General features: G+C 49.0%; 9 protein-coding genes. 3 read left to right on the top strand and 6 right to left on the bottom strand.

Annotated elements, in window-relative coordinates:
• Positions 1–240 precede the first annotated feature (240 nt).
• Positions 241–1,752, top strand: a complete 1,512-nt coding sequence (locus tag DMN77_RS15565) for a DHA2 family efflux MFS transporter permease subunit (protein ID WP_179015624.1) — start codon at positions 241–243, stop codon at positions 1,750–1,752.
• Positions 1,753–1,815: 63 nt separating this feature from the next.
• Here DMN77_RS15565 and DMN77_RS15560 read toward each other — a convergent pair whose 3' ends face one another.
• The 5 genes from DMN77_RS15560 to DMN77_RS15540 all read right to left on the bottom strand — a co-directional run bounded on the left by DMN77_RS15560 (position 1,816) and on the right by DMN77_RS15540 (position 12,338).
• Complete coding sequence (locus DMN77_RS15560; RefSeq protein WP_179015623.1) at positions 1,816–6,213, bottom strand: family 10 glycosylhydrolase; 4,398 nt, start codon at positions 6,211–6,213, stop codon at positions 1,816–1,818.
• A 353-nt stretch (positions 6,214–6,566) separates the two neighbouring features.
• Positions 6,567–9,020 (bottom strand): glycoside hydrolase family 94 protein, encoded by a 2,454-nt coding sequence (locus DMN77_RS15555; RefSeq protein ID WP_179015622.1) that lies wholly within the window; start codon positions 9,018–9,020, stop codon positions 6,567–6,569.
• 133 nt (positions 9,021–9,153) lie between these two features.
• A complete protein-coding gene (locus DMN77_RS15550; protein ID WP_179015621.1) occupies positions 9,154–10,206 on the bottom strand; it encodes a LacI family DNA-binding transcriptional regulator in 1,053 nt (350 codons plus the stop codon).
• A gap of 142 nt (positions 10,207–10,348) precedes the next feature.
• A complete protein-coding gene (locus DMN77_RS15545) occupies positions 10,349–11,242 on the bottom strand; it encodes a molecular chaperone DnaJ (protein ID WP_179015620.1) in 894 nt (297 codons plus the stop codon).
• 178 nt (positions 11,243–11,420) lie between these two features.
• Positions 11,421–12,338 (bottom strand): C40 family peptidase, encoded by a 918-nt coding sequence (locus DMN77_RS15540; RefSeq protein WP_068780632.1) that lies wholly within the window; start codon positions 12,336–12,338, stop codon positions 11,421–11,423.
• A 193-nt stretch (positions 12,339–12,531) separates the two neighbouring features.
• On the opposite strand from DMN77_RS15540, the gene DMN77_RS15535 reads away from it, so the two are divergent.
• Entirely contained in the window at positions 12,532–13,533 is a 1,002-nt protein-coding gene (locus tag DMN77_RS15535; RefSeq protein ID WP_179015694.1) for an aldose 1-epimerase, read from the top strand.
• Between the two features lie 122 nt (positions 13,534–13,655).
• Here the strand turns inward: DMN77_RS15535 and DMN77_RS15530 are convergent, their stop codons facing one another.
• Positions 13,656–14,021: a LytTR family transcriptional regulator DNA-binding domain-containing protein gene (locus DMN77_RS15530; RefSeq protein WP_068780633.1), complete on the bottom strand. Its 366-nt coding sequence runs from the start codon at positions 14,019–14,021 to the stop codon at positions 13,656–13,658.
• 270 nt (positions 14,022–14,291) lie between these two features.
• On the opposite strand from DMN77_RS15530, the gene DMN77_RS15525 reads away from it, so the two are divergent.
• Positions 14,292–15,365 carry a lactonase family protein gene (locus DMN77_RS15525; RefSeq protein ID WP_179015619.1) on the top strand — a complete coding sequence of 358 codons (1,074 nt, stop codon included), beginning with the start codon at positions 14,292–14,294 and terminating at the stop codon, positions 15,363–15,365.
• Positions 15,366–15,380 lie beyond the last annotated feature (15 nt).

Here is a 15,380-nt window from a genome sequence, read left to right as displayed (position 1 = left end):
TATAGCTAATAACAGAAGGATGATTTGGGCTTCAATCCGCGCAACATAATATATAGGAGGTTTGAAAGGGAAGCAAAGTGGAGTAGAGTGGAGTAATTTAGCAGAGCTGAAATATACAAGGGCGGTTTCCGGCATTATAGATATATTAGGCGGATTAGGCGAGAATGAATTGCGGCCGATGTTGGGCACCATACGAAGAATTATAAGGGATTTTTGACAACGTGAGAGAAGGAGCTACCGATGAGCAATAAAGGACAAACAGCAGCATTGCCATTCAAAAGATGGCCGATTGTGATGGCGCTGATGATCGGGGCGTTTGTCGCTATTTTAAATCAAACCTTAATGAATGTAGCCTTGCCAAAGATGATGGCCGATCTTAATGTAACGACGACAACCATTCAATGGCTGACGACAGGATTTATGCTGGTTAACGGGGTTCTGATTCCGGTGAGTGCTTATTTAATGGAGCGATTCAGCACAAGATCCCTGTTTATTTCGGCGATGAGTCTATTTGCGTTAGGGACGGTCGTCTGCGGAATAGGCTCAAGTTTTGCCATGGTATTAGTCGGACGACTTGTTCAGGCTGCCGGTGCAGGTATTTTAATGCCAATGATGGTCGTCGTGTTCCTGACGATATTCCCGATTGAAAAGCGCGGACAGGCCATGGGAACGATGGGGATCGCTATGAACTTCGCTCCGGCCTTTGGACCGACGTTGTCCGGGTGGGTGATTCAGCATCAATCCTGGCATACCTTATTCTGGATCATTTTACCGTTTGCCCTGTTGTCCATTATTTTGGGTATTATATTCATGAAAAATGTGACGGAGGTCTCACGGCCCAAGCTGGATAAGCTGTCGGTCATATTGTCAACGATCGGTTTTGGCGGCGTATTGTATGGCTTCAGTGAAGCGGGCAGCAAGGGCTGGGGGTCCAGTGTGGTAATTGCCACTTTGGCCGTTGGTGTTGTGGCTCTGGCCTTGTTTATGACACGTCAGCTTCGCAGCGAGCATCCTATGCTTGAATTCAGAGTTTTTAAATACGATATGTTCGCCTTGACGACTGTTATCAACGTGGTGGTGACGATGGCGCTATATGCAGCGATGATGTTGCTGCCGATATACCTGCAGAACATCCGCGGCTTTACACCGCTGCAGGCGGGACTATTGCTCATGCCTGGAGCGCTGCTGATGGGAATTATGTCACCGATCACGGGGATGATCTTTGACAGGATCGGAGCGAGGTTACTGGCTGTCGTCGGTTTAGGAATCACGATCGTAACCACCTGGGAATTCAGTCATTTGACGGATAGTACAAGCTATGTTCATCTGCTGCTGATGTATACGGTGCGGATGTTCGGGATGTCGCTGCTGATGATGCCGATTCAGACGGCTGGCTTGAATCAGCTTCCTGCCAAGCTTAACGCCCATGGTACGGCAATGTCCAACACCTTGCGGACGATTGCGGGGGCCTTGGGTACAGCACTGCTTGTGTCGGTGATGACGACGCGAACCAAAAGCCAGGTGACAGCGCAAATTATCGCCGCCGGCATTAATCCGAAGGATCCGGCCAATGCTCAGCAACTGGCGCATATTACGAAGGAAGCGACGATTAATGGCATCGATTATGCCTTCGTCATTGCTACAGGGATTACGGCCGTTGCCTTCGTCTTGTCTTTCTTCATTCGCAAGGTGAAGATAGATCAAGGAGAGAAGGGCGCCGGGGAAATTGCCGCCAAACCGGTAAAGGCATAAACGATCAGACCAAGCAAAGCCCCTGGTTGATTAATACAACCAGGGGCTATCTTTAGCTCTGCGTTACTCCATATATTTCAGCAATCTCAGGATCATCAGGACGGCTTCCGCCCGGGTCGCATTTTCCTTGGGAGCAAATGTCTGATTGCTCCTGCCCTGAATGATGCCTGCATGATAGGCTGCGGCCACATACGGACTGGCCCATGCTGGAATCAGGTTCGCATCGGAGAAGGGCAGATTTCCCTTCAAATCAGCTTCTGCTCCTAATGCCCTTACGATCATAGCGGTCATTTCCGCCCGGGTAATCTGTTGATTCGGTTTGAAGGTATGATCCTGATACCCGTTGATGATGCTGGATTCGAGCACTCTGGCGATGTGCGGTCTTGCCCAGGCTGCGATTTCGTCTGCATCTGCAAAGGAGATATCTGTTCCATTGCCTTCCAGCTTCAATGCCCGGCTAAGCATTACGGCAAATTGTTCACGATCCACGGGTTGATTTGGCCTGAACGTCCCATCGTTGTAACCATTAATCCATTTTTGCCGAACCGCCTGTTGAATGGATATCTCGGCCCAGTGGCCGGAAATATCGGATAAGGTGATGCTGGAGGGCTCTTCAGAGCTATCCTCGCCTGAATTTTGGTTATTGTCCGTATCCTCACCTGTTGGATCTGTTGGTTGACTTGTGGATGGCGGTGTTGACGGAGTGCTGCCTGAATCTCCACCTGATCCGCCTCCCCCAGTACCGCCGCCCGGATTATCGCCGCCACCTGTGCTGCTTAAGACCGTCAGTTCATATTCGGCGGATAGCGATTGATATTTTACAGTAAGTTTTGTTTTGCCCGCGGCAAGGGTTTTGACGAGTCCTTGATCATCAATCGTTGCTATTCCTGGGTTGCTGCTTGTGAATTCCATCTGATCGTTGATCGCCAGCTGCTCTGTTCTGTCTTTATAGATCGCTTTAATTGACACTTGATGGCTCTTGCCTGTGTATAGTGCCGGTATTTTATCAAATTCAATGGTTCGGATCGGTTCCGGTTCCTTTGCTTCGACAGTCACCTGCTGAGTGGAGTCGCTTTCCTGATGTGCGCGGTTGAACGCTGTAATCATATAGGTGTAAGTTTTACCTTGCTCTACAAGATGATCGATATATTGTTGATGATGGCTGGAGAGCTTTCGAACTTGATCATAAATATTAGCGGGATTATTGATGTCTGGAGCCTGATCCCCAATACTCCGGTAAACTGCATAATAGGCGACTTCCTCCTGTGGATCCTGCCAATCGAGCTGGATTCCTGAAGCCGCAGCAGTTCCGGTCATCTCTGCAGGTGCAGCGGGCTTGCTCTGTCCAAGCCAGTTCATCTCTGGAACGAGAGCCGAATAAGCGTATAAATCTTGCTGCAGCCGGTCGTTGAAGCCTAAAGGATTGTCGCGAAGACTTTGGGTAGAGAAGAAAATACTTCCCTTAACGTTGTCAAAATTGCGGTTAAACTGAATCTGGTTCGGCATCTGATCGGGATCAAGCCAGTTCGGATCATCCGATCCGATCCGATAAGCGCCGTGCCCGATGTACAAGTGCACGTTCCTGCCCTCGACTTGCTTCGCCCACCAATCAATCAGATTCTCGTAACCAGCCGGACCGTAATTGAAGTACCAGTAAATCTGCGGGGCGATGTAATCAATCCATTCTTCCTGTACCCACTTACGGGTATCCGCATAGATAGCGTTGTAGCTCTCGGTGCCTCTAGTATCCGAACCTTCCGGGTCGGAATCGACGTTTTTCCAGATGCCGAAGGGGCTAATGCCAAATTGAACATAAGGTTTCTCGTCCTTGATTGCTTTGGATAGCTTTTGAATCAAGGTATCCACGTTGTGCCTGCGCCAATCCTCCCGGTTCATCCCGTTCCCATATTTGCTATAGGAGGCATCGTCGGGGAAATTTACGCCTGCGACCGGATACGGATAGAAGTAGTCGTCAAAGTGTACCGCATCGATATCATAATTTTGTACGACCTCCATAATGCTGTCGATAATATATTGTTGCGTACCGGGGATGCCCGGGTCCATGATTAGCCTGCCGCCATAGGTAAGCAGCCAATCCTCATGCTGGCGCAGCGGATGCTCGGGAATCAGGCTGTTGACATCCGGCTCCATACTTGCGCGATAAGGATTGAACCAGGCATGGAACTCCAGATTTCGCTTATGCGCCTCCTCAATCATGAAGGCGAGAGGATCATAACCTGGATCTTTGCCTTGCTCTCCGGTCAGCCATTTGGACCATGGGGCGAATTTTGAAGGATAAAAAGCGTCGGCCGTCGGCTTAACTTGCATGACGATTGCGTTCATTCCAGCCTCTTTCAATTCATCAAGAATAGCGATGAAATCGGCTTTTTGCTGTTCGGCATTAAAAGTTCCTTTGGCCGGCCAGTCGATATTTTCCACTGTGGCAATCCAGGCGGCTCGAAGTTCCCGCTTAGGTATCCTTTCCTCTCCATTCACATTCACGACGAGTACGTAGCTATGTGACTTTCCTTGATAGGTTGCAGTTATCATGGTCGCTCCTATACTTTTTGCCGTAACAATTCCTTCGGCATTAATGTCCGCAACCGCCGGTTTACTGCTTTTGTAGGTGGAATCTGCAGTTATATCCTTGTCTAAATCCTCGCGGTATTGGTCAAGGATATTGTACTTGGCTGTTACCTTGGCCTGCTGCTGCTCGCCCAACTTCATCGCTTTCAGCCCGGACAATACGATCTTGTCAAGCACAGGCCGCGCCTCGATGATGTCCAAGGAATATTGCGCTTGTTGTCCCTTGTACTCGGCGGTAATGGTTACCGTACCTGTGTCATGTCCTGTGATTTCTCCGCCCCCAGCTATACTGGCAATGGAAGAATCTGAACTGGTGAACAACGCCGCATTTGTCACATCGATTGTGTCAGGGTAGTTGGCATACCGGGCGAGGACTTTGACGTTATCGGTTCGACCTTGCTCAATGCTCTCCGGTCCGTAAATCCCGATCGATTCCAGCGGCGGTTCGTCTTCGCCGACGGTAAGCTTGAACAGTGCCGGTTGCCCGGTACCATACAGCGCAACAATAGCGGTCTGACCCGTACGGTGGGCCTGAACCATTCCATGGCTATCAATGGAGGCCACCTCCGGATGACTGCTCAGGAAGGTTACTCCGTTCTGAACAGGTTCCGGTGCAGTACTGTTATTTTTCGTGACATAGACTTCGGCCTGCTTGGTCTCGTTTACTTTCATAGGGGTTAGACCCTCCAGATCAATGCCGAGTATATCTGTATTGGAATAGAAGGCACTAAGTCGGTCAAAATACAGAATACCTGCATTCTTATTCTCATTTTTCGTCTCCACGAGGTAAAGATCGCTGATCTTGAGCGGACCGGCAAGATCCGTCGGGAGTGTCGCTGTGACATACTTCCATCCCGACCAGGTAAAGTTGGCAGATGTGGTGAAATCAATCGTTTTTAGAACGTTCGCTCCATCACGGAGCCTGGCCCGGAACCAATGGCCACCCTGATCTCCATATACCCAGACTCCCAGCTTGGTCGGATAGCCTTCGAGCGGCCTGTAGTAATCTCCGTTATCCAGATTGTGCAGGTTGACATAGGCAGCGGAAGTTCCTGAGGTGCCTGACATGTCGTATGTAAACTTCGCGGCATGCTCCCCATACATAACCGGCTCAGGGCGGCTGGACAACTCGACTCCGGACGACGTACTATTGATCAGGCCTGCTGACAATACTGTGGTTCCGTTATGCTGCATGGACTCAAATTCCTCAATGATGACCGCAATCTTTCCAACAAGGACGAGCGCTTGTGCAGATAAAGCGCCATAGCTTACGGTCACGTAACCGTATTGGACCTCGCCTACCATGCTGTTCGCGGTAAATAGACCGTTGCTGTCGATTCGGCCGATAGTCGGATCGGCGGACCATTCGAGTCCATCGGCTACACTTACTTCCTGACCGTTCTCGTCGTAGAAACTTACGGTAAATTGCTGGCTTGTTCCTGATTCCATCATGAGATGATCCGACTGGATTTCCAGCCTGCTTACTTCGGCCAGGAGTTCAGCAGGGACATGGAGTTTGTTCTCATTCTCAGCGGTCTCGGTATCTGTGGGCTGGGAGGGGACCTGCGGTGTTTCTATCTCCGGAGCTGGGCTATCTATGCCGGAGTCTGAGTCATCAGGACTTGTTCCCGTATCCGGCTCCTCTATAGCGGGAGGCCCATTATTTGTGTCTTCAGGGGGGATCACTTGATCGGCGGGCTCTGTTTGATCTGGATCGGAAGGTTCGCCATTAGGTACTGTGGAGGCATAGGTTAATGCAGCAGAATTCGACTTGTTTTGTGAAGCGCTTACAAAAGTGTTCGTGCATAAACTCAGCAGCAGCAAAAGAACGAGGACTGTGGCCAACATACGTTTCACACTTGGATAATTGGTCAATTAACTCTCTCCTTCAAATGATCAGATAACTGAAACCAAGCACTGTGAGCCAGAGATCACCTCCTTGCCATAGTGATAGTTGTTCAATCCAAACAGAGGAGAAGCAAATCGATAGATAAATCAATATTCTGTAAGTTAATTTCATTTAGAAATATTATGTCAAAAATATATTGTATAATGAAATTTCATTTCAGATTATAGCAGATGGATAATTTCTCTTCAATATGAATTTCAAATTTTATGGGAAAATAAAAAACCTGCATGTCCGGTATTCCCCCGGTCTGATTAAAGGGGATAATACCATCTGCAGGTTTTTCTACCTCGCCCGAAAATGGACGAATTAGAAGTACAAATTAATCGTTATGGCTGCCTATCACGACGCTAACCTTGTGTACAGCGCCATCTCCGGCAGGGGGGATGACATTTCCTTTAATAGACTGGCCGTCTATGGAAATGCTCTTCACCCCTTTGGATACATGCTCAGGGTTGTGGACCTCGATCTCGTAAGTATCACCGCGGAACGCGCGAGTGATCTTGAAGCTGTCCCAGTCAGCCGGGATACAAGGGTCGATCTTCAAGCCGGTGAAATCCGCCTGAATCCCGAGAATCGCTTGCGTAATTGCCACGTAGTTCCAGGCGGCTGTCCCTGTGAGCCAGGAGTTTTTCGCTTCACCATGGCGAACGGCATCTTTGCCGGCGATCATTTGCGAATAGACATAAGGCTCGGTCCGGTGGATGTCGCTGATGTCCTCCAGATATGCCGGAGCGATCTTGGAATAGACCTCGAAGGCTCGATCTCCATGACCCAGCACAGTCTCTGCGATCATAATCCATGGATTGTTATGGCAGAAAATACCGGCATTCTCCTTATAGCCTGGAGGATAGCTGGATATTTCTCCAAGATTGATGTAGTACTTGGAATAAGGCGGCTGCTGCAATACGATGCCATATTTCGTATCGAGCCGTTGTTCCACCGCACGTAGCGCCTTCTCCGCCTGGCCGCCTTCAACACCAATTCTGGCCATGACGCACATGCCTTGCGGCTCGATAAAGATTTGGCCTTCCTGATTATCTTTGCTGCCGACTTTATCACCGTAGTGATCATAGGCACGCAGGAACCAGTCCCCATCAAAACCATGCTCCAGCGTGAAGGCGCGCATCGTGTCGATATGCTTCACGGCTTCGTTCGCTTCCTCATCCAGCCCTCGACTGCGGCATAATTCCACGAAATCCGGACCGACGAATACGAATAAACCAGCGATAAAGACGGATTCCGCGACACGGCCTTCAATGTTGGCTGTTGTCTGGAAGGATTCACCAGGTTCGGTGGAGAAGCAGTTCAGGTTAAGGCAATCGTTCCAGTCTGCACGGCCAATGAGCGGCAATTGATGCGGGCCAAGATTGTGGACGACATGATAGAAGGAGCGCTTCAAATGCTCAAACAACGTAGCTGTGTTATCCGGGTTGGAGTCGAACGGCACCTGTTCATCGAGAATGCTGAAATCGCCGGTCTCCTTAATATAAGCGGCTGTTCCCGAGATCAACCAGAGCGGGTCGTCATTAAATCCGCTGCCGATCTCATTGTTGCCTTTCTTGGTCAGCGGCTGGTACTGGTGATAGGCGCTGCCATCTTCGAACTGAGTCGCGGCGATATCAAGAATCCGTTCCCTGGCTCTCTCCGGAATCTGATGCACAAAGCCCAGCAGATCCTGGTTGGAGTCACGGAAGCCCATGCCGCGGCCGATGCCGGATTCAAAGTAAGATGCGGAGCGGGACATATTGAAGGTGACCATACACTGATATGGGTTCCAAATATTCACCATCCGGTTCAGCTTATCATCCTGGCTTTCGATCTGGTATTTGCTGAGCAGCCCATCCCAGTATGCAGCCAGGTCAGCCATCGCCTGATCGACAGCGGCATCGGTGGAGAATTGCTTGATCATGGCCTCCGCAGGCTTCTTGTTAATAATGCCAGGCGCTTCCCATTTCTCATTTTCAGCAACCTCAACATAACCGAGAATGAAGATCAGGTTCTGCTCCTCACCAGGAGCCAGCGGCAGCTTGATTTGATGGGAGCCGACCGGAGACCAGCCGCTCGCTATTGAGTTATTCGCTTGACCTGCGATAACCGCTTGCGGTTCATGCAGTCCGTTGTACAGGCCGACAAATGATTCACGGTCCGTATCGAAGCCATCGATGCTGCGGTTGACGGAGTAGAAAGCATAATGGTCGCGACGTTCGCGATACTCGGTCTTATGGTAGATAACAGAATCCTTCACCTCGACTTCACCTGTACTGAAATTGCGCTGGAAGTTCGTCATATCATCCTGTGCATTCCAGAGACAGAATTCGGCAAAAGAGAAGAGAGAGACGGTCTTGGCGCTATCGCTGGTATTGCTGACCGTCAAGCGATGAACCTCGCCGTTATATCCGAGCGGGACGAAAGCGAGCTGATTGACGGAGATGCCGCCGCGTTCACCTGTGATCGACGTATAACCCAGACCATGACGGCATTCGTAGAAATCCAGCTCCCGCTTGACCGGCATCCATCCGGGCGTCCAGAAGTCGCCATTGTCATGATCACGCAGATAATAGTAACGTCCGCCAATATCGACAGGGACGTTATTATAGCGATAACGTGTAATTCTGCGCAGACGGGCATCACGATAGAAGGTATAACCTCCAGCTGTATTGGAGATAAGTCCGAAGAACTGCTCATTCCCCAAGTAATTAATCCATGGGTAAGGCGTTTGCGGCGTGTTGATTACGTATTCTTTGCGGGTATCGTCGAAATGTCCAAATTTCATAACAGATGCTCTCCCTTCAATTTGTGAACGCGCGTTAATAAGAGCTAAAAAATATCTTCCTCTTCATGGCAAGACGCCTATTGCTTTCAACAGGGAAGAGGAAGAACTCTAATGAACAACGAGCTAGCCTGTATTATCTAGCGGCCAGCTTGCAGGAATCCCGAATGACGAGCCTGGTCGGAAAGCTTACATTGCTGAAGCTGGCTTCGTCGTTATTGCAGAGCCCGATGACCTTCTCTACAGCACTCTTGGCCATATCGTCAATAGGCAGGCGGACGGAGGTCAGCTTAGGGCTAATCGTGGAAGCGAGCTGCGTATCGTCGAAGCCGATGATCGAGATATCGTTCGGAACATGGATTCCATGTTTTGCGAACGCTTCCATTGCTGCGATGGCCATATCATCATTGGAACAGAACAAAGCGGTGGGCAGTTTGCCACGCTTGATAAGTTTCTCAGTTTCCTCGTAGGCGGTTTCCTTCAGAAATTCGCCTTCAAGAACGTAATCATGCCGCAGTGTAAGGCCATGGTTGAGCAATGTGGTCTCAAACGCTGCATAGCGCTCCCGTCCGGAGAAGGTACTCATCCTTCCTTTGAGGATTCCAATCTCTTGGTGTCCCAGGCCAATCAGGTACTCGATCGCTTCGACAGTCCCCTCATAGTCCATCGAGTTGATAATCGCCAGATGGTTCTTGTTCAGGCGCTCAGCTATAATCTCTGAGACGTCATAGTCAATCAGAACAAGGGGAGCGTCTTGGCTTACCAGCTCGCGCACAAGCTCGATATCCTTCTGGGTTCCTACCAGGATTCCGCCGTCAATGCGCTTTTGCAAGAATGCCTGCTTGATCTTTTGGAAGTCGCCAGGGGAGTATACCGTATGAATGAGTACGTAGAAGCCGCGTGCGTTGGCGGTATCAACAACCAGATCGACGATCGGAGCAAAATAGCTATTCTGATAAATGCGAGTTGCATTCTCCTTCTCGTTCATACTGATCGCAAATAGTCCAATGGTGTCCGTCCGTTTGCCGGCAAGCGCACGAGCGAAGCTGTTCGGCTCATACTGATATTGCTCAATTACTCTTAGTACCTTGGCTTTGGTTGTCTCCGGAACATTGGGATAGTTGTTGATCACCCGTGATACGGTACTGCGGGAAACCCCAGCTAATTTAGCGATATCTTCGCTGCGCATTAGTAATCCCTACTTTCTATAAACGCGCGTTTATACCATTATTTTAGTTGATGAACGACTGTAAATCAATCTCGTATTTTACCTTAGCATAAAAATATCCCGAAGTCGGAAATTTTTGTGACTTCGGGATGTTAGCAGATGATTATTTGGTTGTGGCTTCCTGTAAATAACGCTCTATGAAATGAATCGCATTATCACGATTTTCCGAGCCTCCCCGGAGGCCAACGATCATCTGCTGTTTGCCGAGCGGAAGCTGATCGGCCAGCTTGCTGTTGGTGATGTCAATCGCATACACATGGTCCTCGGTATCTTCTTCACCGCGACCGATAATTTGGTTTTCTTCATTTAACAACGGTTTGAGAATGCCGTTAGCCTCCTCGTCCAGCTTTTCCAGGACACCGCTGCCGCCGATCCAGTCATAGGAGGACTGATCAAGAATATAGATATCTGGCTTCTCCGTAGCCAAAATGGCCATCGCTTTTTGCTGGTAAGCCATATCCGCTCCACCCATAGACTGATCGGATGAAGGCAGGTAAGTCATCGTCAGCTTGAGACGCTTCCATTCCGGGAATTGCTCCAGCATCGCCTGTTCGAGCCCTTCATCACCGCCTTTATCCATATCGCTCATAAAGTTGCCGAGATACATGATCGACAGGTCGATCGGAGGCAGCGCAGCCAGGCGCTTCTGCTCCTGACGATGATTGACAAAGGTGACAGTAGCAGCGGTAAGAACAATGACAGCTATAATTCCAACGATAACATGGGTTCTGTAGATGCGGAAAAATTCTTCAACCTTCTCTGCAGTGCCGGCAAATCTGCCCCATTTCTGAAACCTTTCGCGGCTTTTCTCTTCAATCTTCTGGCGGTCTTCTGAACCGGTAATCAGCTTATAAGCCTTCAATTTCATATCGAAGTCTTGCTCAGAAGATTTGGAGCGCGATTTCCTCAATTCGATATCAAAGACCCGCTCAACTTCTTCCCGCGAGGCATTTTCGGGGAGACCCAGCAATTCATAGGCTTTCTTCAAATCACTCATGATTATCTCCTCTGATTATGAACTATGATTATGTAAATGCGAGATTAACTCTATTAATTATTATACTGTGTATTGTGCGGGAATGGAAATGCTGGTCATAATATTCATTCTTCCTCCACAAAAGAGCCAGGGGACTCTGATTCATAAGCCCCCTGGCGCATACTCAAGAAATGATAATTTAGGAAACTCTGCGCATCGACAGTAAATGTTCTTTCCAGTATCCGCTATCAACGGAGCTGATCTGCACCCCGGGATCTCCCCAAGTATGAATCATCTGGCCATTGCCGATATATATGCCTACATGTCCGACGATTTTATCATTTTCGAATCGGCCTGGTACGCTAAAGAAGATAAGATCGCCCTTCTGTAATTCGTCGCGAGTGACGGATGAACCGAGCTGAGCCTGGTCTCTGGCTAGCCTTGGCAGCGATTCTCCAAATTGCTTGAATACGTGCTGGGTGAAGGAGGAGCAGTCGAATTTCTTCGATTCTTCATAGGGCTTCGCCCCAAATTCATAAGGAACCCCCATGAATTTCTTGGCATAAGCAACGAGCTCATCTCTGTTTCCGCCAACGCTAAAAATATTGTAACGGTTGATTTTCTGCGGCTCGTCCGTACCAGTCGCATGGGGAACCGGATTGGCGCTGCCTAAAGCCCCGACCCTGACGTGACGGCCATCCCGCCCATCGGTCTGCACCTTTGTCCCAAGCAGCTTGGATAGCGAGTTTGCTGTAACGTAAATGCTTCCGTTCTGGCGGATAGGCGCGTCAGGGAGGATGATCTCTTTGCCGTAAGAGAGAGCTTTGGAGTGATCCGGCATCAGTTCATACATGGCATCTGTATAGCCAAGTTTGACTTTCCCATCCTTTTCCTTAATTCGCAGTCCAAGATCCTTGGCAACGGATTGCAGTGGAATCCAATTGATCCCGTTCGTATCCTTGACCAGATCGGCCCGAATCAGATGTTCATGGGCAGCCTGGTTTGGTACAGAGGAGACCTTAGGTCCTGCAGGCTGTCTGGAGCAGCCTATGCAAGCGGTAAGCAGAAGCAATGCCGCTGCACAGAGAAGAGCTTTTTGACTAGCAGGTCTGATCATTAGCGGTGTAACCCTCCATTTCTGATAGTAATGTTGGTAAAAGAACCGTCATTGGGGCGAGGTGATATATCTGTCATTTGAAGTATGTAATTATTAGTGACTTTTATGCGCATTGATGGTGACTTTTATGGATCGATTCTGTATAATCCTTACCAATCAGACAAGTTGGCAGGGAAGGGAGATTTCGTAAATGATGAATCATCAAGCCTTTAAAGGGGAATTTCATGGAGAGCCGGCAGTATGGCTTAGATATGGCAGCTATGAAGCGGCATTATTGCCGGGAATCGGCGGCAACTTAATAGCATTTCGAGATTTAGAAAACGGTTACCGTTTTTTGCGCGAGCCTGAGGAAGCCGAGATGGAGGCGTTTAAGAGCAATCCGGGTGTTCACGGAATTCCGGTGCTTTATCCGCCAAATCGCTATGAGGATGGCAGGTTCCCTTGGCAAGGAAAGGTACACCAGCTTCCGATTAATGAGCCGGCAACCGGCAATCATCTGCATGGATATTTACATACAAGCGCTTGGGAAGTTGTAGACCTGGGTCAGACCCCCGAGGAGAGCTATGTTGTTGTTAAGGCGACGATCGATGAGCAGCATATGATGTATTCGTATTTGCCGTTTAAATTTACGGTTAAACTGAGATATGCATTAAGCGGGGAAGGGCTGTCGCAGCAGTTGTTCGTGAAGAATGACGGGGAGACGGAGATGCCTTGCCTGTTTGCTTTCCATACGGCCATAAACGCGCCATTTGCGCCGGGCAGCACCGAGGCTGATTGCTCCTTGAAGCTGACGATCGGAGAGCGCTGGGAGCTGAATGAACGACAATTGCCAACCGGCCAATATCAGACACTCTCGGACGGCGAGCTGAAGATGAAGAGCAGCGGCGTATCGCCTTATTTTATGTCCATGGATAACCACTATACGGCTGTGCCGCAAAACGGAAGGAACCGGATGGAGCTTACCGATACGAAGCTGGGTACTACGCTGGTATATGATGTAGGCACCTCTTATAAGCAATGGATGATCTGGAATAATGGGGCCTCTGGCAAGTTCTTCTGTCCTGAGCCGCAGATCAATCTGGTGAACGCGCCGAATATGGATCTTCCTGCCGATGAAGTTGGCTTGTTCAGTCTCGCCCCAGGCGAGATTTGGGAAGAGACGACAAGAATTTATTTGAAGGATATGGTCAAATAAGGACTATATTATCGGCAGGCAATATTGGTGGCAAAATAACAAACAGCCGGAGCGTCATTGCGACGCCTTCCGGCTGTTTGTTATTTTGCGCTTTGCTTCCCGGTGCCTAAGCACAAGAGTCACTATCCAACCCGATGGATCGGATCGATTTGGGTGTCTCTGTTGTGAGGAAGCAAGCGCCGGATTTGTTCCAAATTTCTGCGTGGCACCGTAATGGTCTTGATTCCATGGATTTCATCCCGGAATAAGAGCATGTTGTCTCGAATTTCAGAAATTTTGAACAGGTTCACATAGCAGTTCGTGCTAATCCGATAAAACGAAGTATCCGAGATCATTGTTGAGGTTTGCTCGGCAGAGAGTCTCTTTTTTATACTGTAGTTTCTGCCATGAAAACAAACTAGGCCATGACCCCCAATTTTGAAGAAATACGTGTCATGCGGATCAAGATCCTCATAAACATCCCGTTCCTCTAGTCCGACAGTCATCATTCTAAAACCCCCTTCAGAAGATGTTGTGGAAGCGCTTACAGTATATCATATTTTAATTATTTTGAACAGGGGATTTTTGCTTTTATGGGCTTTTAGCTCTAATTTTTTAGGTTTTATCCTGTTGAAGCTGCAATGCTATGAGCATGGATAGCGGACTTTTTGAGCGATCTTGAGGCAAACCGGGAATAGGGCTGGACTTTTTGACTAAAGTAAGAAAAAATAAGAAGACGTATATCAAGACGTTATTTATAGAAGAAGGAGTGTATCTTGATGTCAGAGAAATTAATGTTATTCGTCGGTTCTTATGCCGAGTCAACCGACCCTGGAATATATATGTATGAGCTGGATTTGGCCAATGGTGAAATGAAGTGTCTGGATAGGGCAGCCGGGTTGAAGAACCCCACCTTTGTAAGCGTGGACAAGCAGGGGAAGAAGCTCTATGCAATTGCGGAGACGAAGAATGAGAACGAAGAGAGGATTGGGGAAGTGGTCTGTTATTCCATTGATCCTATGTTGGGCAAGCTGACAGAGCTTAATCGTCGATTTACGATCCAGCCTTCCAGCTCTCATATTCAGTTGGATCATCACAGCAGCTATTTGGCTGTATCAGGCTATCATGGTGGTAATGTAGGCTTGGTGAAGATAGCAGAGGATGGTACGGTGGGCGGCGTGTCCGATGTACAGCAGCATACAGGTCATGGAGCGGATCCAGAACGGCAGGATCGCCCGCATCCGCATTCCGTTCAATTCAGCCCGAATAACCGTTTTGCGCTGGTGGCCGACCTGGGACTCGATCGAATTAAAGTATATGAGCTGGATCAAGCACAGGACAAGCTGGTGTATCGAAATGAAGCTGTGATGCAGCCGGCTAGCGGTCCGCGTCATATGGCGTTCCATCCGAAGGGGAAGTGGCTTTATTCTATTAATGAAGTAGGTTCCTCTCTCTCGGCGTTTAGCTTTGATGCGGAAAGCGGAAGCTTGACTGAACTTCATACAGTATCGACATTGCCGGCTGGTTTCCAAGGAGAGAATACGACAGCTGAAGTAGCAATTTCACAGGATGGCCGTTTCTTGTATGGTTCTAACCGCGGTCATGACAGCATCGTTCAATTTGCCATTGATGCGGAGACCGGGAAGTTGACCTTGGTTGAATTCATCTCCTCAGAGGGAGAACATCCGCGTCACTTTGCGATTACGCCGGACGGTGAGCATTTGCTTGCCGCGAATCGGGATTCTAACAATCTGGTGCTGTTTCGAATCGATCGCAGCAGCGGCAAGCTGACGTTCACCGGACATGCGGCTGAAGTATCCAAGCCGGTCTGCGTAAAACCTGTCCAATTTTGATAAGAAAACCGATCG

The organism is Paenibacillus sp. 79R4 (assembly GCF_013393165.1).
Taxonomy (GTDB): Bacteria; Bacillota; Bacilli; order Paenibacillales; family Paenibacillaceae; genus Fontibacillus.
Note: the sequence above shows the minus strand (reverse complement) of the source record. Positions and strands in the feature narration are given on the sequence as shown.